This is a genomic window from Streptomyces incanus (assembly GCF_042656345.1).
Lineage (GTDB): Bacteria > Actinomycetota > Actinomycetes > Streptomycetales > Streptomycetaceae > Streptomyces > Streptomyces incanus.
In genome coordinates this window covers 134781-153636 of the sequence record NZ_JBHSPC010000095.1, presented here as the reverse complement: position 1 = coordinate 153636, position 18856 = coordinate 134781, and the positions used below count along the sequence as shown (strand labels likewise).

Annotated in this window: 20 protein-coding genes, 1 tRNA gene and 1 pseudogene; 9 read left to right on the top strand and 13 right to left on the bottom strand. The window is 67.3% G+C overall.

Going from position 1 to position 18856, the window contains the following annotated elements; genetic code table 11:
• The first annotated feature begins 291 nt into the window (after positions 1–291).
• A complete protein-coding gene (locus tag ACFP2V_RS28285) occupies positions 292–570 on the top strand; it encodes a hypothetical protein (RefSeq protein ID WP_381218132.1) in 279 nt (92 codons plus the stop codon).
• Between the two features lie 153 nt (positions 571–723).
• Here the strand turns inward: ACFP2V_RS28285 and ACFP2V_RS28280 are convergent, their stop codons facing one another.
• Positions 724–1680: a cation:proton antiporter domain-containing protein gene (locus ACFP2V_RS28280; protein WP_381218131.1), complete on the bottom strand. Its 957-nt coding sequence runs from the start codon at positions 1678–1680 to the stop codon at positions 724–726.
• Here ACFP2V_RS28280 and ACFP2V_RS28275 point away from each other — a divergent pair.
• Both ACFP2V_RS28275 and ACFP2V_RS28270 read left to right on the top strand, forming a co-directional pair.
• On the top strand, positions 1652–1912 hold the full coding sequence (locus ACFP2V_RS28275; protein WP_381218130.1) for a hypothetical protein: 261 nt from the start codon (positions 1652–1654) through the stop codon (positions 1910–1912). The two genes, ACFP2V_RS28280 and ACFP2V_RS28275, sit on opposite strands and share 29 nt — an antisense overlap.
• Before the next feature lie 17 nt (positions 1913–1929).
• Positions 1930–2217: an SHOCT domain-containing protein gene (locus tag ACFP2V_RS28270; RefSeq protein WP_381218129.1), complete on the top strand. Its 288-nt coding sequence runs from the start codon at positions 1930–1932 to the stop codon at positions 2215–2217.
• Between the two features lie 173 nt (positions 2218–2390).
• Here the strand turns inward: ACFP2V_RS28270 and ACFP2V_RS28265 are convergent, their stop codons facing one another.
• A complete protein-coding gene (locus ACFP2V_RS28265; RefSeq protein WP_381218128.1) occupies positions 2391–3329 on the bottom strand; it encodes an alpha/beta fold hydrolase in 939 nt (312 codons plus the stop codon).
• A 205-nt stretch (positions 3330–3534) separates the two neighbouring features.
• Between ACFP2V_RS28265 and ACFP2V_RS28260 the strand changes: the two genes are divergently transcribed.
• The 3 genes from ACFP2V_RS28260 to ACFP2V_RS28250 all read left to right on the top strand — a co-directional run bounded on the left by ACFP2V_RS28260 (position 3535) and on the right by ACFP2V_RS28250 (position 6260).
• Positions 3535–3948: a transposase gene (locus tag ACFP2V_RS28260; protein WP_381218127.1), complete on the top strand. Its 414-nt coding sequence runs from the start codon at positions 3535–3537 to the stop codon at positions 3946–3948.
• A gap of 259 nt (positions 3949–4207) precedes the next feature.
• Positions 4208–4504 (top strand): GYD domain-containing protein, encoded by a 297-nt coding sequence (locus ACFP2V_RS28255; RefSeq protein WP_381218126.1) that lies wholly within the window; start codon positions 4208–4210, stop codon positions 4502–4504.
• Between the two features lie 958 nt (positions 4505–5462).
• Positions 5463–6260 (top strand): bestrophin-like domain, encoded by a 798-nt coding sequence (locus tag ACFP2V_RS28250; RefSeq protein ID WP_381218125.1) that lies wholly within the window; start codon positions 5463–5465, stop codon positions 6258–6260.
• A gap of 1037 nt (positions 6261–7297) precedes the next feature.
• On the opposite strand, the gene ACFP2V_RS28245 is transcribed toward ACFP2V_RS28250, so the two are convergent.
• Positions 7298–7864: a Uma2 family endonuclease gene (locus ACFP2V_RS28245; RefSeq protein ID WP_055628263.1), complete on the bottom strand. Its 567-nt coding sequence runs from the start codon at positions 7862–7864 to the stop codon at positions 7298–7300.
• Positions 7865–8083: 219 nt separating this feature from the next.
• Positions 8084–8392 (bottom strand): annotated as a pseudogene (locus tag ACFP2V_RS28240) (helix-turn-helix domain-containing protein); the annotation flags it as partial.
• Between ACFP2V_RS28240 and ACFP2V_RS28235 the strand changes: the two are divergent.
• A complete protein-coding gene (locus ACFP2V_RS28235) occupies positions 8384–8701 on the top strand; it encodes a group II intron maturase-specific domain-containing protein (protein WP_381218123.1) in 318 nt (105 codons plus the stop codon). The pseudogene ACFP2V_RS28240 and the gene ACFP2V_RS28235 overlap by 9 nt on opposite strands.
• Positions 8702–9126: 425 nt before the next feature.
• Here ACFP2V_RS28235 and ACFP2V_RS28230 read toward each other — a convergent pair whose 3' ends face one another.
• The 6 genes from ACFP2V_RS28230 to ACFP2V_RS28205 all read right to left on the bottom strand — a co-directional run bounded on the left by ACFP2V_RS28230 (position 9127) and on the right by ACFP2V_RS28205 (position 14174).
• Positions 9127–9606, bottom strand: coding sequence for a riboflavin kinase (locus tag ACFP2V_RS28230; protein WP_381218122.1), 480 nt, complete (start codon positions 9604–9606; stop codon positions 9127–9129).
• 243 nt (positions 9607–9849) lie between these two features.
• Entirely contained in the window at positions 9850–10374 is a 525-nt protein-coding gene (locus ACFP2V_RS28225) for a flavin reductase family protein (RefSeq protein WP_332429570.1), read from the bottom strand.
• A gap of 35 nt (positions 10375–10409) precedes the next feature.
• Positions 10410–11345, bottom strand: coding sequence for an SDR family NAD(P)-dependent oxidoreductase (locus ACFP2V_RS28220; protein ID WP_381218121.1), 936 nt, complete (start codon positions 11343–11345; stop codon positions 10410–10412).
• A 135-nt stretch (positions 11346–11480) separates the two neighbouring features.
• Positions 11481–12440: an isocitrate lyase/PEP mutase family protein gene (locus ACFP2V_RS28215; RefSeq protein ID WP_381218120.1), complete on the bottom strand. Its 960-nt coding sequence runs from the start codon at positions 12438–12440 to the stop codon at positions 11481–11483.
• Entirely contained in the window at positions 12437–12958 is a 522-nt protein-coding gene (locus tag ACFP2V_RS28210; RefSeq protein ID WP_381218119.1) for a cupin domain-containing protein, read from the bottom strand. The genes ACFP2V_RS28215 and ACFP2V_RS28210 overlap by 4 nt, the downstream gene beginning before the upstream one ends.
• A 31-nt stretch (positions 12959–12989) precedes the next feature.
• Complete coding sequence (locus ACFP2V_RS28205) at positions 12990–14174, bottom strand: LLM class flavin-dependent oxidoreductase (RefSeq protein ID WP_381218118.1); 1185 nt, start codon at positions 14172–14174, stop codon at positions 12990–12992.
• Between the two features lie 750 nt (positions 14175–14924).
• Between ACFP2V_RS28205 and ACFP2V_RS28200 the strand changes: the two genes are divergently transcribed.
• Positions 14925–15998, top strand: coding sequence for an AraC family transcriptional regulator (locus ACFP2V_RS28200; RefSeq protein ID WP_381218117.1), 1074 nt, complete (start codon positions 14925–14927; stop codon positions 15996–15998).
• A gap of 217 nt (positions 15999–16215) precedes the next feature.
• Here ACFP2V_RS28200 and ACFP2V_RS28195 read toward each other — a convergent pair.
• The 3 genes from ACFP2V_RS28195 to ACFP2V_RS28185 form a co-directional block, all read right to left on the bottom strand.
• A tRNA-Pro gene (locus ACFP2V_RS28195) sits at positions 16216–16289 on the bottom strand.
• A 33-nt stretch (positions 16290–16322) separates the two neighbouring features.
• Positions 16323–17126 (bottom strand): Pr6Pr family membrane protein, encoded by an 804-nt coding sequence (locus tag ACFP2V_RS28190; RefSeq protein WP_381218116.1) that lies wholly within the window; start codon positions 17124–17126, stop codon positions 16323–16325.
• Positions 17127–17234: 108 nt separating this feature from the next.
• Positions 17235–18161, bottom strand: a complete 927-nt coding sequence (locus ACFP2V_RS28185) for a metallophosphoesterase (RefSeq protein ID WP_381218115.1) — start codon at positions 18159–18161, stop codon at positions 17235–17237.
• A gap of 163 nt (positions 18162–18324) precedes the next feature.
• Here ACFP2V_RS28185 and ACFP2V_RS28180 point away from each other — a divergent pair, with 163 nt between their 5' ends.
• Entirely contained in the window at positions 18325–18789 is a 465-nt protein-coding gene (locus tag ACFP2V_RS28180; protein WP_381218114.1) for a GatB/YqeY domain-containing protein, read from the top strand.
• The last annotated feature ends 67 nt before the right edge of the window (positions 18790–18856 follow it).

Here is an 18856-nt window from a genome sequence, read left to right as displayed (position 1 = left end):
GTCCGCAGTGACCAGGCATGGGTGCAAGACTCACTCCTGCTCACTGGCTAGGAACGGTTCCTGTGCGACGACCGCGTCGGCGGTGAGCCCGGCAGCACGACGATCGTCAGCACATCGCCACCGGCCCCGGTCACCGGCGCCTCCTCGCCTGCCGCCAGGACCGCACCTACCGGTACGGGGGCGCTCCGGCCTCTTGTGCCGCTGTCCGGGGCGCGAGTGCCCGGGATGCGAGTGCCAGGGATGCGAGTGCCCGGGATGCGAGGTGGTCACCTGCCGTTGGATGGTGGAGTCATGAACCATCACCAGCCCCCGCAAACGATCGACATCGACACCCGGCTCGTCACGACCGGTGCCGTGCTCACCGCGGCCGGTGCCGTGGTGGCGTGCACCGGCATGGTCATCGCGGCCTTCGCCGTGTTCGCCGCAGGTCGGCGCATGATCCGCGGCATGGAAGTGCCTCCGGCCCAGCAGGCGGCCATGAAGTGGCAGCAGGCCAAGGAGGCGTCCCGAGCGGGCATACAGGCGTGGCAGTCCGCTTCCGACAACCGGAACGGGTCGCCGGCCCGCTAGCCCAGGCCCGGCCCATGGCTGGGTGAGACGCGGAAGGAGAGCTGCTGCAACCGCCGACGCCTGCGGAAGCATTCGGCGCGGGGCTGTCTCGCACAGCCTGGGGTTCGCCATCGGCGAGTTCGAACGCCACGGGGGACACAGTCGCCGTGTTCGTCAAGGGCTGTGGGGGCCTCGTATGCCGGGGGCGTTGTCGGCGCTGAGTGCGTTCTCCCGCAGGCCCGGTTCGGTGCGGAGCGTCCTGGCGAACCAGTCGCCGTAGCGGTTTCCCAGAAACGGGGCCGTGGCGCCGTGGAGGAGAACGCTCAGGCCCACGGTCACGGCGATGACGCCGTTCAGCAGCGTCGTCCCGGGCAGGTGCTCCTCGAAGGCCAGCAGGCCGAAGACCAGGGAGGCGAGCCCGCGCGGACCGAACCACCCGACGTAGGCGACGGAGGCGGCCCGCAGACCGGCGTCGGCCATGGCCAGAGCGACCGGCAGCATCCGGACCGCGGTCAGGCTGATCAGCGCGTAGACCACCATCCGCCACGTCAGGTGCTGAAGGGTCGGCCCCAGGATGACCGCGCCGAAGACCAGGAAGCTCACCGAGGCGAGCAGGAGCCCGAGCCGCTCGCTGAACGTCGCGCTCTGCGTGGGACCCGGGCCTTCGGCCCGAGCGACACGCCCTGACGACGCGCCACGCAGCCGGCCGCCGAAGGCCAGACCGGCGACCCAGGCACCGATGAAGCCGCTGCCTTCGACCGTGGCGCACAGCGCGTAGGTGATCACGGGAACGGCGAACGTCAGGAACTGCCGCCACGCAGGAGTGCTCCAGTCCCGAGCAACCGACCAACGCAACACGCCCGCCCCGGCCCAACCGGCGGCGAGTCCGATCGCACCGCTCAGCAGCAGCGCACGCAGGAACGTCACGACGACGCCCGGATGCCCCTCCCCCTCACCCGCCGCCGCCAGCGCCAGTACGAAGAACGGAAGCACCAGACCGTCGTTCAGACCTGATTCGACGCCCAGGCCGCCTCGGACCAACGCCGGGACCCGCTTGTTGGAGAAGGCCTGCTGCCCGAGCGCGGCATCCGTCGGAGCCAGGATGACGCCGACCAGCGCCAGCTCCCACACACCCAGACCGGGCAGGAGGGGCCAGGCCACTCTCCTGGGCCAGGACGACATCGAGGAGGCGGCCACCGCGCTGGAGCCCGGCAGTTCCGCCGGCATCCTGGTCCACGAGAACCTGTGGGCCGTTCCCTTCGTCACCGCTCTGCGCCGAGGCGGGGCCGGGATGGTCGTCTCCGGGCGGATCCCGTTGCCCGCAGTCCTCGACGCCCTCGACGCGGCTGAGGTCGCTCGCTGAGCAGAAGGGAAACAACCATGCCAGGCCTCATCCGCGGGGTCGCGCGTACTGCCGTCGTCGCCGGAACGGCGACCGCCGTATCGAACCGCGTGTCACGCCGCCAGCAGGGACGCTGGGCAGCTCAGCAGGAATCCGAGGCACCCTCGCCTCAGCCGACGTCCCATGCCGCGCAGTCTCCGGCTCCGCCGGCCCCCGACATGACCAGCAGGATCGAACAGCTGAAGCAGCTCGGCGAACTCAAGACTCAGGGCGTTCTCACCGATACCGAGTTCGAGGAGCAGAAGCGCAGGATCCTCGGATCATGACCGGCTCCCGTCGAGAGCCCCACGCGGCTTTCCTCCAGGCGCCCTGACGGTCTCGTGGACACGCACCATGATCAGCCCCGATCGGGGGCACTGCCGAAGCGATCAGCGGCAGACAGGGTCATACCGGCGCTGTCTTGGCGCCGCCTGTCACGGGCTTCGCTTGAGGCGGGGGGTCAGTGCTGTGTGGCGACCATGTCTTCGATCTCCTTGAGTACGAGGTCGGGACGGTCCTTCGGCACCTCGTGGGAACTGCCCTTGGCGGTGACGAGCGTTCGGTTGGGCCCGTCCTGGGCGAACGAAGCGGCGGCGTCGCGCCAGCGCTGGGCGTCCACGGGAGACCCGTCGAGCGGGGTCTTCCCCGAAACTATGACCGTTGCCGGTACCGCGTCCGGCCAAGTGACCTTATGGAATGCCTTGTGCGCAGGGACGAAGTTCTCCGCGGTGGAGATGAGCTGGCGGTTCTGCGGCTTGTCGGGGTCCTTCTTCGCCGCGTCGATCTGCGGCTGGCTCACGGCTACGAGACGGGCAATCTCTTCGTCCGTGAAGAACGGGGGGAGATTGGCGTCGACCAGGACTGCGCCGGAGAGCGTCTTCGGGTTTTCCTTGGCGAAGTAGTTCGCGATCTCGCCGGCCTGGGAGTGGGACACCAGGATCACGTTCTTGGTGACGCCCAGCTGCTCAAGCCCCGACCTGAGGTCGCTGACAGCGCTCTCGACCTTCCATGGGCCGGGCACCACGTCGCTTTTACCCATACCGGCCCGGTCGTATGTGATGACGGTGGCGCCGGTGTCCGCGTGGAGCTTGGGGACGAGGTCCTTCCAGTAGGAGGAGTCCTCGCCGCCGCCCGAGTCCAGGACGATCGTGTGACCGTTGCCCTGTGTGACATGGAAGGCCAGACGATGACCGTCATTGGTGATCATGTGCAGCTTCGATGCGCCTGGCCGGCCGGCTCCCGGCGAGGCGGACGACGTGGCCGAGTGCGAGGCAGCGGGCTTGGAGGCGGAGTCGTTGTTGCTACAGGCCGTGACGGCGCCGGCAGTCAAGGTCAGTAAGGCGAGGGCCGACAGAACACGGTACGTGGGCCGGCGCCGCTTGAGGGGAGTGCGGGACATGACCAATCCTTCGGTGACTGAGGATGCTGTTGTGCCTCTTGAGTCCCATCATTCGGTTACTTGGGTGACCACAGAATCCGGCTGGCACGTCTATGGGCGGTGTCGCTGATGCCAGTGAGTGCGGTGGGGTTGCCCCCCGCACGGGTTTGCCTCGTTTGTGGACATCTCTTGAGGCTCGGATCGTGGGATCCGAGAGGGAGGTGTCGTGGTGGGTGGCGCCCGGTATTCAGAAGCGTTCAAGCAGGACGCGATCGCTCTGGTGGCGTCCGCCGGGCGGTCGCTCGACTCGGTCGCCAAGGAGCTCGGGGTCAACACCGAGACCCTGCGGAAACGAGTGCGTGCGGCCGAAGCTGCCCGGGCCGGCGGGGACGGTGAGCCGATGACGCCGTCGGAGCGCGAAGAGCTGAAGCGGCTGCGTAAGCAGGTGTGTGAGCTGGAGCTGGAGAAGGAGATCCTGAGAGAGCGGTTCGTGAATCCCGCCACGTGGCGAAGTGGTAATACGTCGCGCTCTTCGGCGGCAGGTCATGCGGGTGATTCGATCCGCCGTAGACGGCTGCTGAAGGTCAGCGCGGTCGTTGAGGTTGCTGCACTTCTCTGCTGTACACCTTCGGCGACTTGACGGGCATGAGCGAGGTTGTTTGCGGCTGGTGAGGGTGTCGGGGTGGGTGTCGTCCAGGAGTTGCTCACGCTGGGCGGGGGTGGCCCTGACAGGGGGATAGCACGTGCCATGAGCAGTGCGATTTCGCCGGTGCCGGCCACCGTGATCAACCACTGGTGATCGGCTGCTGTTGCTCATTCGGGCGCACACCTTGTGCGCGTTTCGGTCGCGATGCCCAGGATTGGCCTCGCGATGTGTTCCCTCATGAAGGTGAAAGACCATGCCGACGTATGTCTCGTTGCTGAACTGGACCGATCAAGGGATCCGAAATTACAAGGACACCGCAAAGCGTTCCGAGGCCTTCGCCGCAGCGGCGCAGAAGCTCGAGGCGAAGGTCCTGAACCTCTACTGGACCGTCGGTTCGTACGACCTCGTGGCCGTTGTCGAGGCACCCGACGAGGAAACTGCCACCGCGGTGCTCCTGCAGCTTGGCGGGGTGGGCAACGTCCGTACGACGACCCTGCGGGCCTTTGGCCGAGAGGAGATGGATCGCATCATCGCCAAGGCCGCTGGCTGAGGGCATGTCGGCCTTGATTCCAAAAGGCCCCGGACCATGATCGGTCCGGGGCCTTCGCACTGGTGCCCCCGGCAGGATTCGAACCTGCGACACCCGCCTGAGGAGAGAGGCTGGGACACCCTGCCGGTGAACTGCGGATTCACCGGTCAAGCTGACAGGTGGGGATACGCCCGCCGGCTACCCATGTTGACCGCAGCTGACCCCTGCATCTGGTACGGCTGTGGCACGCCGTGACGGGCTGTCCTCCTGTCCTCTTTCTCAAGCCCGAAATTCTCCGGCAGTTCCGCGAGGGAGGCCGGCACGTCCAGCCGCGACCTCTGCTCGAACCGCTTCGCCCGCTGAGGGGCGCCCTCGAGTCTGCAGAGCCTGCGGAAGGGTGGATAGCGCGCTTGATGGACTCGGTAATCGGGCTGTGGACGAGGGTGTATGTAGTGAGGAGCCACCGCGCCGTACCAGGTACTGCAATGTGGAGGGCAGATACTGCTGAAGGGCTGTGAACCAGAGCTCGACTGCTCAAGTGCCGCACTCACTCATTGAGCGAGGCCGACTCCGACTCCGAGTCGAGCAGAGCGCCGGTCTCAGCGAGCGCCACGCACACGCTTTCCCACTGTGCCGGCTGGGTGTGGGTGTGTGTACGGGGGCGTTCACCTGCGTTCATGGGCGGCTCGCCACCGGATGGGAACCGGCTTTCGGTCTCGGCTGAACGACGGTGAACCAGGCTGAATGAGACGGAAAGTGAGACGGGCGCGGCGGTCGTTGTCAGTACAGCCTCGTACTGGGCCGTACTCGGCTGTTCGGCCGACGAAGCGAGATGCCGTGCCGGGCGTCGCGAGCGTCGAAGGCCTTCGGCCTGTGACCATGGAGCGTTCATTAAAAGTGATCGACGAGGAGCTCCAGGCCACGGGAGCCGATGTGTCGCCGTGTGGGGTGCTCGTGGAAACGTGCTGGAGGTGATGTGGTGGACTGGTTGACCTCGCTGCCGGCGGTGGTGCTGGTTGTGGGCGGGCTCTTCCTTGCCTTACTGGTCGCGGCCGTGGCGCGGATCGGCGTCCGGATGCTCGTACCGGCCGAGGAACGGGACCGGGTGCCGCAGATCGCCACGCCCCTGATGCCGACGCTCGGCGCTGCCTTCGCGATCTTTGCGGCACTCTCACTGGCCAGCGAGGCCGGCTACCTGCGCGCAGCCGAGGGGCTGGTGAGCGACGAGGCGGCCGCGGCCTCCCGCCTGGCATGGGCGGCGACCAGTCCGCGAGTCCAGTCGGAGCTGATCCATGCGACGCTGCTGGACTACTTGCAGACCACGCGTGCCAAGGAATGGAAGAGTCCAGCAGCGGCGTCCGGTGACGACCCGGCCACCGCACGCGCGATCGCACGGCTGGAGCGGAGCGTGCGCACCGAGGCAGCCCGGCCCGAGGTGGGAACCACGACAGGCACGGAGCTGGTGGTTTCCCTGGACGGTGTCACCGATAGTCGTCGTGCCCGCATCGCGGCCGCCTCGCGCGACGTTCCCACGCTCTACGTCGTCACGCTTGTGGTCAGCGGACTGGCCTTGATCGTGAACTCCGGCGCACTGGTCTTCCGCAGCAGCCTGCGAACGTCGCTGCTCGTCGCGGGTGTGGCGAGTGTGGTCGGGCTGAGCCTGGCGTTGCTCTTCGCACTCAGCGCGCCCTGGAGTGGACCGTTGATCGTCAGTGGGCATCCACTCGACGCCGTCATCGGGGACCTGAAGTCCGGCTTCTTCGAAAGCGGGCCGTAGGAGGCGGGCGCGATCAGTACGCCAACTTCTTGCCCTGGGTCTTGCCGTGGATCTCGGTGACCTGTGTTTTGTTGGTCAGGACGGTGCTCATGGGCCGCTGAGTGGTCGTCATTGGCGGTTGTCGGCCACTGTCGGGCAGCCTCGGACAGCCCAGAGACGGCCCAGCTTCGCCGGATGCGGGGCCGCGCTCGGCTGACGGCGTGCTCCTCGATGTGGCCCGCCTGAACCCCAGCCGACGACAGCCGGCTACGACGGCGGGTGCGCCGACCGACCACGCACGCGTATGCCTCGCCGCACCTCCACCGGCCTCAACCACGCTGCTGGCGCCGTCGACCAGAGCAAGCCGCGACGGCTGGCCCGTGACGACGGCGCCTGAGCTCTCAGCTTGGAAAGCTCGGGTTCTACCGCAAGCAGCTCCGTCCCGTGAGCACACAAGGGGCCGAAGCAATGGATGAGATCTTTGCCGAAGATCAGGAAGAGGTGGGAGGGGAGGAGCAGGGAGAGGGCGACGCGGTGGCCTGGCCCAAAATCGTTTGGCCCCCTGTTTGGCCCCCCGAGCACGACAGAAACCCCCTACGGACGTCCGTAGGGGGTTTCTGAACTGTGTCGGGGTGGCGGGATTTGAACCCACGACCTCTTCGTCCCGAATGAGGTTCGGTTGCTGAGCTCGCCAGGGCGGATGGCGTTTTCCCTGGTCAGAGCGTCGGGCTGGCGTGGTCTCGAGTGGTCTCGAAGGGGCTCGGAGAGCGAGTCGGCTCCCCGATGGCTCCCAGAAGGACCCCCATCCGCCACCTCGGGCTGGTCGGCGCCGACGGACTGGCGATCCGCCTTCTGGCGTGCGTGCACTGGGGCGGTCGACAGAGATGAGACCTACACATTACGAGGGCTGGTGGGGGTGTGCCGGGTGGTTCCGGACAGTGCTCCACTGCCCGGATCTGCCTGGTCAGAGCCCGTGACAGGTGTCGCGCGGTCTTCTCCGTGATGCCCTGTGCGGCACCGTCCGCTCACGCACAGCGGGCCGCTGAGCAGCATGTGGGTCAGATCTGCCCGAGGTCGATCTCCACCGGGAACGGAGCCGTGACCTTGACGACGCCGGTGAACACGTCGCCCTCCCGGTACGTCTTCGTCGCAGGGTCGAGCACGTACGTGTACACCAGAGGAACGCCTGTCGCGGCCTGCTCGATCCGCCAGTAGAAGCCGATGCCTGCCTTGGCATACTGGTCGACCTTCACGATCCGGTCGGTGGTCTCCGAGCCCGGTGACACCACCTCCGCCGCCAGCAGCACGTGCTCGGGCCGGGTGGGCGTGACGTCGATCGTGTCCGCGCGGTACACCACGACGTCCGGGCGGCGATTGGTCAGCGGGACGTCTTGGAGCCGGACGTCGAAGTCGGTGTCTGCGTTCCAGTCCGGCCCCGCGGCGGCATCCAGGGCGTTCGCCAGAATCCGGGCCAGCCGGTTGTGCCGCTTGGACGCACTCGGGCTCACGACGACCATCCCGTCAACGATCTCGATGCCGGCGCACTGCTCCTCGGACCAGGACTCGTACTCCTCCGCCGTGATCTGCTCGTGCATCCACGCCGGGGCCACCATCTCGGCCGTCATGAAGCACCTCCCGGACACTGTGCGGCGGGCCCGATCCCGCTCGGTTCAGCGTACTGTCTCCGGCCCGTCGGGCACTCTGCCTCAGGGCTGTCGGACATCGGCAACATGCGTGCCGGCCTTGTGGCCGACGCCCCTCCGGAGCTGCGCCGCTGATCAGCGGCGGCCTGCTCTGCCTCGCCGCGGTCGCCGCAGTGGGAGCCGTCACGGTGGACCTGCGCCGGCCCGCCACTGGTCCTCATCCCAGCCGTGCGCGGCCGGCCCCTGCTCCAGCATCGCGGCCAGTTTCTCGCACAGCGCCGGGCGGAGTTTGCAGCGCTGCCCACCGGGCCCCCGGGAGGCCGGCGCCGCCGGCCCTCCGGCGGCCCAGGCGCGCCGCCACTGGTAGGCGGACTTCGGTGTCACCCGCAGCAGCTCGGCGACCTCCGGCGCACTGGCCCCGGCCGCGAACAGCTCGGCGGCCCGCAGGCGCAGCGCCTCGCGTCGCGCGCGTTCCTGAGCGGTCATTCCGCCGCTGTCTGCGTGCCTCACACCTTCCGGTGCAGCGCTGTCGCCGCGTACCGTCACCCGGGCGGGCTGTCACCGGTCAGACCTCAAAGCGCCGAAGTCGGTAATCCAACCGTGCGGGGATGGATGCAGTATTTCGGCCGGTTCTACCGGTCGGCGCTGACACCCCTTCTGACGCGCATCAATGCCTGCTTGGCGCGATGGATTCGCCAGAAACACAAGAAGCTCGCGGCGCTACGCAAGGCGCTCCAGAAGATGTGGGAGATCGCTGATCGGTATCCCCGCATGTTCGCGCACTGGAGTTGGACCACTGTGGCGTCCGTGGCCTGGTGATCAGAGTGGCAAGAGCCGTGTAACGGGAGACTGTTACGCACGGCTTCTGTGAGAGCCGAGGGGTGAGATTCCCCTCGGCTACTCGGCATCTTCTGGTTCAGGCAACACCCCATTGCCGATCCTCGCCCGCTGGATCATGCCGCCGCACTCCTTCACCGTCACCTGTCTGTCGACCGTTCCCGACCCCCGCGCCCGACCCGAAAAGCGTCGTCAGCTCGGCTACGGCACGCCGACCGCACGATGCGGGGACGCCGGCGTGGAGCGCTCTGAATCTGCCGCGAAGAGGCAAGCGGACGTCATGCTCCGGCTGAGCCCGACTCGCCGTGCGAGCAGGCCGACGTCGATCCGTGCGCACCCGGCGCGACGCTGCGCCTCCACAGCGGCCACAACGCGCAGAATTGCCCACCGAGGCGGTCGACGCGGGGTCATCGCGCGCCCGCTTCGAGCGAGATCGACGTCGCCCAGTCGCGGACATCCTCAATGTCTCTCGCCAACTGCCCCACAAGGTCCTCGACGTCACGAAACCGACGTTGCGAGCGGAGCCGGTTCACGAGATGGACCGATATTTCCCGGTCGTACAGCTCGATCTCCACGTCGAGGAGATGGGCTTCGAGGAGTCGTTGGCCGTGGCGGCCGTAGAAGGTGGTTCTCCGTCCGATGGAGACCGCAGCAGGCCAGTGTCGGCCGTCATCCTCCGTGACAACTACGGCGGACCAGACACCGTCGAGGCGAGCGCTGGTCGACATGGTGAGGTTGGCGGTGGGAAAACCCAGCAGTCGTCCGCGGGCATCGCCGTGTTGGACGACGCCGGTGACGACCTGGTCGTGTGACTGAAGGCTTTCGATCGCGAACGGCCGGCTCGCTGTCAGGCGTCTGGCCGGGCTCTGCCGAGTTATCTGCAGCAACGGAATCCTCCTTGGTGCGGTCAGGGGCCACATCAGTGGACATCGCATATGAACCGATCGGCGGCTCGCCTATAGAGACCATTGAGGCGTTATGTCTTTTTAGAGATGGGGCCAGTTGTCTCGTGATTCTCAAACAGAATCACGAGGCAACTGGATCGATTCCTGTCTCGGCCCGGTAGGGATTCGCGCGGCGGATCGCCTCCGCGTCGGAGATGCGGCGCGGAGTCGGTGTGCTCGATTCCGTTACGCGGCGTCGACTGCGGGAGGAGAGGCGAGCTCGCGGAATGTCGAACCGTGCCAGACGAGCGGCTCGTTCTCACCGGCACCGAGACGGTGTGCTTCGAGCAGCACCATCCAGTGGTCGCCGGCTTCCGAGACGGCGGAGATGGAGCAGTCGAGCCACAGCGCCGCACCGTCGATGAATACCGCACCGTCATCGCTCACTTCGATCGCGACCTGTTCGAATCGCGCAGCACGATCCTTATGGGCGAGCTGTCGGGTGAGACCGCTCTGCCCCTTGCCGAAGATCGAAACGCCGAGGCGGCCCGCCTTCGAGATCTGCTCCCATGTCACGGACGTCTTCTGCACCGCGACGGCGACGAGGCACGGTTCGAGGGACACGCCGACCATGAAGGACGATGCGACGAGCGCGTGCTTCGCTCCGTCGATGTCGGCCGCGAGCGCCGCAACGCCCGAAGGGAACTGAGCGAACGTCTGACGCACGATCAGCGGATCGGCGTCGAACCCACGCAGGCGGTTCTGGATCACGGTTTCTTGCTCCTTCACCTCTACGGACACCTGCGTCACCTCACTGACACGTCTGCCGCGTCGGCGGGCAGCACGGTATCGAGCTCGGGCGCGAGGTAGACCATCTGACCGCGGAACGACTGGCTCGCGTTCCGAAGCGGCTCGAGACCGCCGTCCTGCATGAGGTCGCCCGCGCTCGCCGCCCAGCTCTCGGGAGTGGGCTCAGCGGTCTTCATTCGCGGCATCACGGAGAAAGCCGTGCGGGCGGCGGCGACGCCTGCCACCTCGAAGGCTTCGCCGTAGACCGTGGTGTCCTGGTGCGCGAGCCATGCCACGAATGCCGAGACAGCACTTGCGGGCACGTGCGCCCGCATGGCGTCCTGGACGACGGGGTCACGGAACGCATCCTCCGTCATCGGCGTCCAGGCGACCGGCAGCACCGTACTGACCTGCACACCGACCTCCTTCGCCTCGGCGGCGAGAGTGTTGCCGAGACCCCAGATCGCCGACTTGGCGGCGGCGTACGCCGAGTCGAGCGGAACACCCATGAGGGCGTTCGACGACACGTTGATGAGGCGCCCGCTGCCGGAGGCGATGAGGTGCGGCATCGCGGCACGCGAGACCTCGACGACCCCCTTCACGCTGACATCGAAGACACGCCACCACGTCTCGGAGTCCATCTCCCAGAACCGCCCGAAGGCGTTGATGCCGGCGTTGTTGACGACGATGTGGAGCTGTCCGAACGCGTCGAGCGCAGTCTGGACGATGTCCGCCGCCGCGGTGACGATGTCGTTGCTGTCGGCCACCGCGACGCCACCGTCGACGGTGATCTCGGCCACCGTCTCCGCGGCGCGCTCGGCGTTGATGTCGTTGGCGACGACACGTGCCCCGCGCGACGCGAGCATCTTCGCGTGCTCGCGCCCCATTCCCTGTCCCGCACCCGTGACGATCGCCACGCGGGCGTCGAAACCGAGTTCGTCGTTGATTCCCATTTCACACCTCTCCTCTCTGCCGATCGGACACGATCACGTGCGCGCCGTTCTTCGCCGGCGCCGGCGCGCTTGCCCACCCGATCCCGGATGCCGCGCCGGTCACGAGGCCGGCCTTTCCCCTCGCGAGCCGCGTCATCAGTAGTGCTCTCCGACGTGGGCGTTGTTGTCGTAGTCGCGCTGGGCGCTCCCCGGGAGGTACTTCTCCTCCGTCTCGCGCACGTAGTCGGTCGACGGGCGTCCGAACATGGCGCCCCAGCCGACGTCGTAATCCGTGCCGGCGTCGGCACTCATGCGGTCGAGGTACTCGGCGAAAGGCGTGGCCTCGCCCGACTCCTTGACGTCGGCCAGCAGTCGCCACACCTCGTGGATGCCCGGCAGAACGAACGGAACAGGCTGGATCGCCTGCCCCAGCGCGGTCATCTCGGCGACGGTCTTACGGCCGATCAGCCCCACGCTGACGGCGTAGGCCGGGCCGGGCGTCTCCTTCAGCGCGAGCTCGGCCTGTTCCCACGTGTGCATGCCTTCGAAGAAGATCACGTCGGCGCCGGTTTCAGCCTTGTAGAGCTGCGCACGACGGATCGCCTCGTCGACGCCGCCCCCGGCGGCACCGTAGCCGTCGGTGCGGGCGACGATCACGAAATCCTCGTCGTGCTTGTCACGCGCGTCGACAGCGGCGTTCAGGCGCCCGATCGCCTCGGCGTCGGACACGAGCTCGATGCCGGCGACACCACCCGACTTCTTCGGTTCGCGCTGGTCCTCGATGTGGATGCCTCCGACACCGGCGTCGATGAACTCGGCCACCGTGCGCTGCACATTGATCGGCGCGCCGAAACCGGTGTCGGCATCGCAGTAGATCGGGATGTCCGCAGCGCGGGCCGTGCGCTTCGCGTGGTCGACGACCTCGGTCAGGGTGAGCCACCCCACATCCGAGATGCCCTGCCACCACGCCGACATCCCGCCCGAGAGCTGGAACGCCCCGAAGCCCGCGTGCTGCGCCATCGCCGCGTGGATCGGCAGCGAACCGAACGGCATCAGTGCCGTCTCCTCGCTCTCGAAGACCGTGCGCAGCGCCTTGCCGGGGGCAGTGAGGGTCACGATGACACCTCGGGGGAGTTGAAGCCGACGGTCACGACGATGTACACGCAGTCCTCGTCGTAAGGGTTCTTCCAGGCGTGGGGAACGCCCGCCATGACGAGCAGGTCACCCGGAACGAGCGTGCGCTTCTTGCCGCCGGGAAGGTGAAGGTCGACCTTGCCCGAGATCACGACCTCGTAGTCGATGGTGTCGCTCGCATGCATTCCGGCATCGCCGTCGTCATCGGTGACGGTCATGCTGTCGCCGAGATCGTCGGCCCCCACCTCGCCCGACGAGTGCGCAGGGAAGCTGCTCACGCCGAAGGTGGATCCATTGGGTCCTGCCAGAGCGACCCTGGCCGGCGGGGCACCGAAGTTCTCCTTGCTGTGGCCGCCTTCGACGGCCCAGTAGAACGCACCTGCGGACACGCCGGGGAAGTCGAACTCGGCGGCAGGGCCCACGTCGAGGAAGTCGACGTCGCCGGACTCGGTCGGGCCCGCGACGACGAGTCGAAACTGCTTGGGGTCAGGGAACGTCATCTGCCTTCACTCCTTTGTGAACGGTCGGACGTCAGGCGCGCAGGCCCGCGTCGCGCATGAGCGGGAAGATCTGCTCGTTCATCCGGTCGAGGCCCTCGTCGTAGTCGACGAGGCCGGTGCAGACGCCCGTGATGCCCGAGTCCTGCAGCTTCTGGAGCCCGTCGACGATCATCTCGGGCGTGCCCACGAGCGGAACGAGACCGGCCCGGAAGAACGTCTTGATGCTCTCGTCCTGCTTCGGGTCCTCGGACTTCTTGTAGTGATCCCAGCTCCACCCGCGGGAGTCGCCGTTCTGGATGATGTGCTTGTAGCGGAGGGCGCTCTCGTAATCGCCCTTCTCCTCGACGTACTCGAGGTACTCCCGCGCTTCCTTCTCCGTGTCCTTGCAGATGATGTGCACACCGGCCCACAGGCCGAGGTCCTCACGCCCGGCCGCGTCGGCGTTCTCGCGCAGCTTCGGCGTCACCGACTGGCTGTGCTCGACGCTGCCGATCGCCGCGAACAAGATGTTGGCGTGCTTGAACGCGAACTGCTGACCGGCAGGGCTGGAGCCCGCGCTCATCACCATCGGCCCGGGCGTCTGAACGGGCTTGGGCCACGACTGCGCACCCTGGAGCTGGAAGAAGTCCCCGTCGAAGTCGAACTGGTAGTCGTCTTCGACCGCCCAGAGCCGCTCGACGATGGTCATCCACTCGTCGGCGAGCTCATAGCGCGTGTCGTGCTCGGGCGCCTCGACACCGAACATGCGGTATTCGGGCTTGAAGTAGCCGGCTGTGGCGTTCAGGCCCATGCGGCCGCCGCTGATGTGGTCGACGGTGGCCATCATCTTCGCCGCCATCACCGGGTGGATAAAGGGGACGAGGCAGGTGGCGAAGATCTGTATGTTCTGCGTCGCTGCTGCCAGACCTGCGGCCCACGTGAACGTCTCGAACTGCCGGCCCCACGGGCGGTCGGGGCCCGAGAGCCCCTGCCAGCGGGCGATGGGGATGAACCCGTCGACACCGTAGCGGTCGGCCTTCTGTGCGAGACCTTGGATCTCGCCCCAGTTGCCGAGCTTGATCGTGTTCTCGGCGAGGTTGAGACCGCCCTGGCCGGTCGTCACGTTCGCGCCGAAAATCGCGACCTTGAACTTGTTCGGGCCACCTATCATGGGCCGCTGAGAACGTTCGACTGTGTGATCGGCGACGAAATCACGCGGTACGGCATTCTGCGTCACTGGTTTTCTCCATATCGTTGTGGCTTTGGGATTCCGAAGAGCGCCTGGGCCGGATCGGATCGTGCGAAAAGGAATTCGACTGTCGCGATCGCGGGCAGCGTGCAGACCGGACGCGCCCGATGGTGATTGCGCTCTCCACTGGGTGTATGGCGAGCCGCATTCTTGGCCTACTGGTTGCAGCCAATTGTGAGGGCGGCGTATACGCGATCCGCGTCGTCGTGGTTTTTCCAGACGTGCGCGATGTCGCCTATGACGAGCAACGATGATGACCCTGCCGCTGAGGGCGATCTCGTACGCAGGGGGTGCTCCCCGGATCTCCTTCGATGTCGGTGCGTCGGCTTCTCCGCCGACCCCCGTTGACGCATGACGCTAAGAGCGGGCAGCACCGGACCGTCATGGTAGGAGACGCCATCAACGCAGGAAAACGCGCCAAAGCGCCTCCTCTTGCCGGTTGGTGGCGCAAGATGTAAAGCTGCTGGCGTTACTTCAGGTGCCTGGCGGTGCTCCAGCCACCGCAGCGCTTCCGGAGCGGCACCCCATCCCCTCGACGAAGAGGAGAGAGATGCGTTCTGCGACCGTTCCTCCCGACACCCGGGCGAACATGCCATGCGGTGGAACGACATCCGTGCCGGCTTCGCCGGGACCCCTTGGCCGGCCGGCTCCCCACCGCGGCAGGTGGACGCGGCTTTCTCAGAGGGTTCCTGAACACGCTGGACCGCCTCCATGCGGCGGCGGCGAAAGAGCGCAGCGATGAAGCTAAGCTCTTATCAGAACTTGCGCGTGCCGAACTTCAGTGTTCACAATCTGCGCCAGATACTCGAGGAAGCGGATCTCGACTGGCGAACTGCGCTCGCGAATGCGGAGATCGACCCCAACGCGCTGAACCGACCGGGAAGTACTATTCCTGCAAGGAAGGAGCTGGCCTTCCAGCTTCAGTTCGTCGCTCTCACAAAAGATCGCGTCGATCTTTGGGTACGAGCCTCGCGCGCCTACGCGACGAGCACCTACGGCGCTCGCGGAATGGCCCTCGCGACCGCGCCGACCGTTGCGGCGTGGGCAGAAGTTGCCAGCGCGACTGATAACGCCCCCGGGCTCCTCGAGATCACGCCTCTCCGGGCACCGGATGGGAGGGTGACGGGAATCGAATTCACCTACCCGGACGCCCCGGAAGAGTTGATCCCGTTCAGCGTCTACCGCGATCTCTGTACCGCCACCCCATCTCTCGCGTGGCTGTACGGCGGCACTTTTCCCTTCACCCGCATCGAAGTCCCTCTCGCGGAAGTCTCGCCCGAGGCCTTGACGTACGTCTCCTGCACCATCGACTGCTGTGCCGAGGCGTTGCGGCTGTGGTGGGACCCTGCGATATCAACAGAAGAGCTCCCCTTCGGCAACGCCTTCCAGCACGAGGCATGGGTCAAAGCGGATGCCCAGATCATCGACTCGTTCAGGGCGACTGGCGACTGGCCCCACACTGTCGCGAAAGCCATAAGGGCCGCACCCAATCTCAACCGCACATTGGCAAATGTGGCCGCGACGCTGCGAGTCTCCCCACGCACCCTGCAACGCAAGCTTGAACTCACGGGCGACGACTTCGCCCGGGTACGGGACGAGACTTTGAGTGACCTGGCCTGCGATCTGCTCTCGCATACAGATCACTCTGTAGCGGAAATATCCCGCAAGCTGGGCTACGCAGATCCGGCCAGCTTCACGATGGCCTTCAAGCGGTGGAGGGGGATGCCTCCGACGGCGTTCAGGGAGGCTTCTCGCTACGGAGACAAGGATCCTGGACATCAGCACACTGAACGGCCCCGCAGTTGCTGGTGATTACCTGCGGTGTCGGCGGTACTGGTCGACAGCGAGGGAGACAGGTCCGAGCGGGGCAGCGTAGGGCAGTGAGTCCGTGGCCCGGGTGCTGTGCGGGGAGATCACCGTCACGCTGGATTCCTGACTCGGCTCCCCAACGGCTCCCCATATGACTTCGCGAACCACTCAGGGGCCTGATCCATGATGCGGATCAGGCCCCTGACCTGGTGTATCTCTGTCGGGGTGGCGGGATTTGAACCCACGACCTCTTCGTCCCGAACGAAGCGCGCTACCAAGCTGCGCCACACCCCGATTGTCGCTGCTCTCGCGGCGACGACGTTTACTTTAGCCCACCGGTGGCTGGAGACGAAATCCGGTTTTGGCGCCGAGGCGGAGGGGGCCCGGGCGGGTGCGGTCCACGGCGATGAGAGCGAGGGCCAGGCAGTAGAGGGCGACGAGCAGGAGGAGGGAGACGCCCAGGATGTACTGGTAGCCGTGCCGGTTGGTGTCCTGGAAGGGGTAGAGGGAGCGGGCCGGGTCGGCGGGGAGGAGCAGTCCGTGGATCAGGGTGAAGGTCAGGTAGGCCGTCGGGTACAGGAGCCATGCGGCGGCGTGGGCGAGGCGTAGGCGGGCCGGCGGGGAGAGGAGCAGCCAGTCCAGTACCGCCGCGATCGGGAGCACGGTGTGCAGGGTGGGGGGCGCGAGCGCGGCCAGTGTGCCGGCCGGGCCGGTCAGGGCTGCCGTCGCCGTCGGCCCCGTCGTCGTGAACGCCGGTGTCGCGTCCGCCAGGAGTACGTGATGGACCAGGGCTGCCCCGACCACGTACAGCAGCGTCGCTCCGGTCAGGGCGCCCGGGAGAGGGCGGCGGGCGGTCCAGGCCCGGCGGGCCGAGGCGAGCATGACCACGGCCAGCAGGAGCGTGCTCTGAACCGCGAAGTGGCTCAGGACTCGTGTGGGGCTGCCGAGCAGGATCTCGACGGTCACCGCCGCGATCGCCGCCAGCGCCAGGAGCAGGCGGTACGTCGCTGCCAGGGGTCGGTGTACCAGTGGCACCACGGCTCCCGCGGGGACGGACGAGGGCAGGAGCTTCGGTCTTCTCCCCGGGATGACGGGGAGGTCAGGGATGTCCCTGGGTATCGATGCGGTCATGGACCCCAGAGTGGGTGAATGACCTGGGCGGGGCGATGCGGGCGGGCCGGACGGGTGACGTGGGGGTTGACTCGGCCGCGTCGGCCCCCACCCGGCCCCTCGGGCCCGCTACTCCCGCCCCACCAGGGTCATCAGCGTCGCCTCCGGCGGGCAGGCGATGCGGACCGGGGTGTAGCGGTTGGTGCCGCAGCCCGCGGAGACGTGGAGGTAGGACGTGCGGCCCTCGGACGTGTGGGTGGACAGGCCCTTCACCCGGTCGGTGTCCAGGTCGCAGTTGGTGACCAGCGCGCCGTAGAAGGGGATGCAGAGCTGGCCGCCGTGGGTGTGGCCGGCCAGGACCAGGGGGTAGCCGTCGGCCGTGAAGGAGTCCAGGACGCGCAGGTAGGGGGCGTGGACGACGCCCATCGAGAAGTCCGCCGTGCCCGACGGGCCGCCCGCCACCTCCGCGTAGCGGTCCCGTTTGATGTGCGGGTCGTCCAGGCCGGTCAGCTCGATCGTGACGCCCTCGATCTTCAGGGTGTCCCTGGTGTTCGTCAGGTTCCGCCAGCCCGCGCCGTCGAAGCCGTCCCGCAGGTCCTCCCACGGGTTGTGGATCACGTTGGCGGCTGGATTGTTGCCGTTCAGGCCGTGCCGGCCCTGGGCCTTCTCGATCAGGTAGCGGGCCGGGTTGCGCAGCTTGGGACCGTAGTAGTCGTTGGAGCCGAAGACGTACGCGCCCGGGAACTCCATCAGCGGGCCCAGCGCGTCCAGCACCTCCGGGACGCCCTCCGGGTCGGACAGGTTGTCGCCCGTGTTGATCACGAAGTCCGGGCGCAGACCCGCCAGCGAGCGCAGCCAGCGCTGCTTCTTGCGCTGGCCGCTCACCAGGTGGATGTCGGAGACCTGCAGGACGCGCAGGGGGCGCATTCCGGCGGGCAGGACGGGGACCGTCACCCGCCGCAGCCGGAAGGAGCGGGCCTCGAAGCCCGCCGCGTACACCAGCCCGGCGGCGCCGGCCGCCGTGATTCCCAGGGGGATTCCGTATCGCGCGCGCATACGCCCATCGTGTCAGATCCGGGGGGAGTGGATGGCCGCGGTACCTTTCGGCGGCCGGCCGGAGCCGGTATCCGTCCGCCCGAACACGCCCGGAAACGCCGCGCCTTGGGGCAGGGAGGAAATGTACGGGCGTCCTTCCTCCCCTTCCTGCGACAATCGGGGTATGACCACGCTCAAGTCGAAGCTGCATGACGACCTCAACGTTGCGATCAGAGAGCGTGACGAGCTCAGCTCCTCCACGCTCCGGCTGACGCTCACCGCGATCACCAAGGAAGAGGTCGCGGGGAAGGAGAAGCGCGAGCTCTCCGACGACGAGGTCCTCAAGGTGATCACCCGTGAGGCGAAGAAGCGCCGTGAAGCGGCGGACGCCTTCGAGCAGGGCGGACGTCCCGAGCAGGCCGAGCGGGAGAAGGCGGAGGGCGAGTTCCTCGCGCGGTACCTGCCCCAGCAGATGTCCGACGACGAGCTGGACGCGATCGTCGCCCAGGCCGTCGAGGAGGCGAAGGCGGCCGGCGCGGAGGGCCCGCGGGCCATGGGGGCGGTCATGAAGATCGTCAACCCGAAGGTGGCCGGGCAGGCCGAGGGCGGCCGGGTGGCCGCCGCGGTGAAGAAGCTCCTCGCCGGCTGAGCCGGCCGATAGTGGCCGGCCGGCCGACCGAGTCGGCCGGCAGCGAGCGGCCGGTCCGGCCGACAGC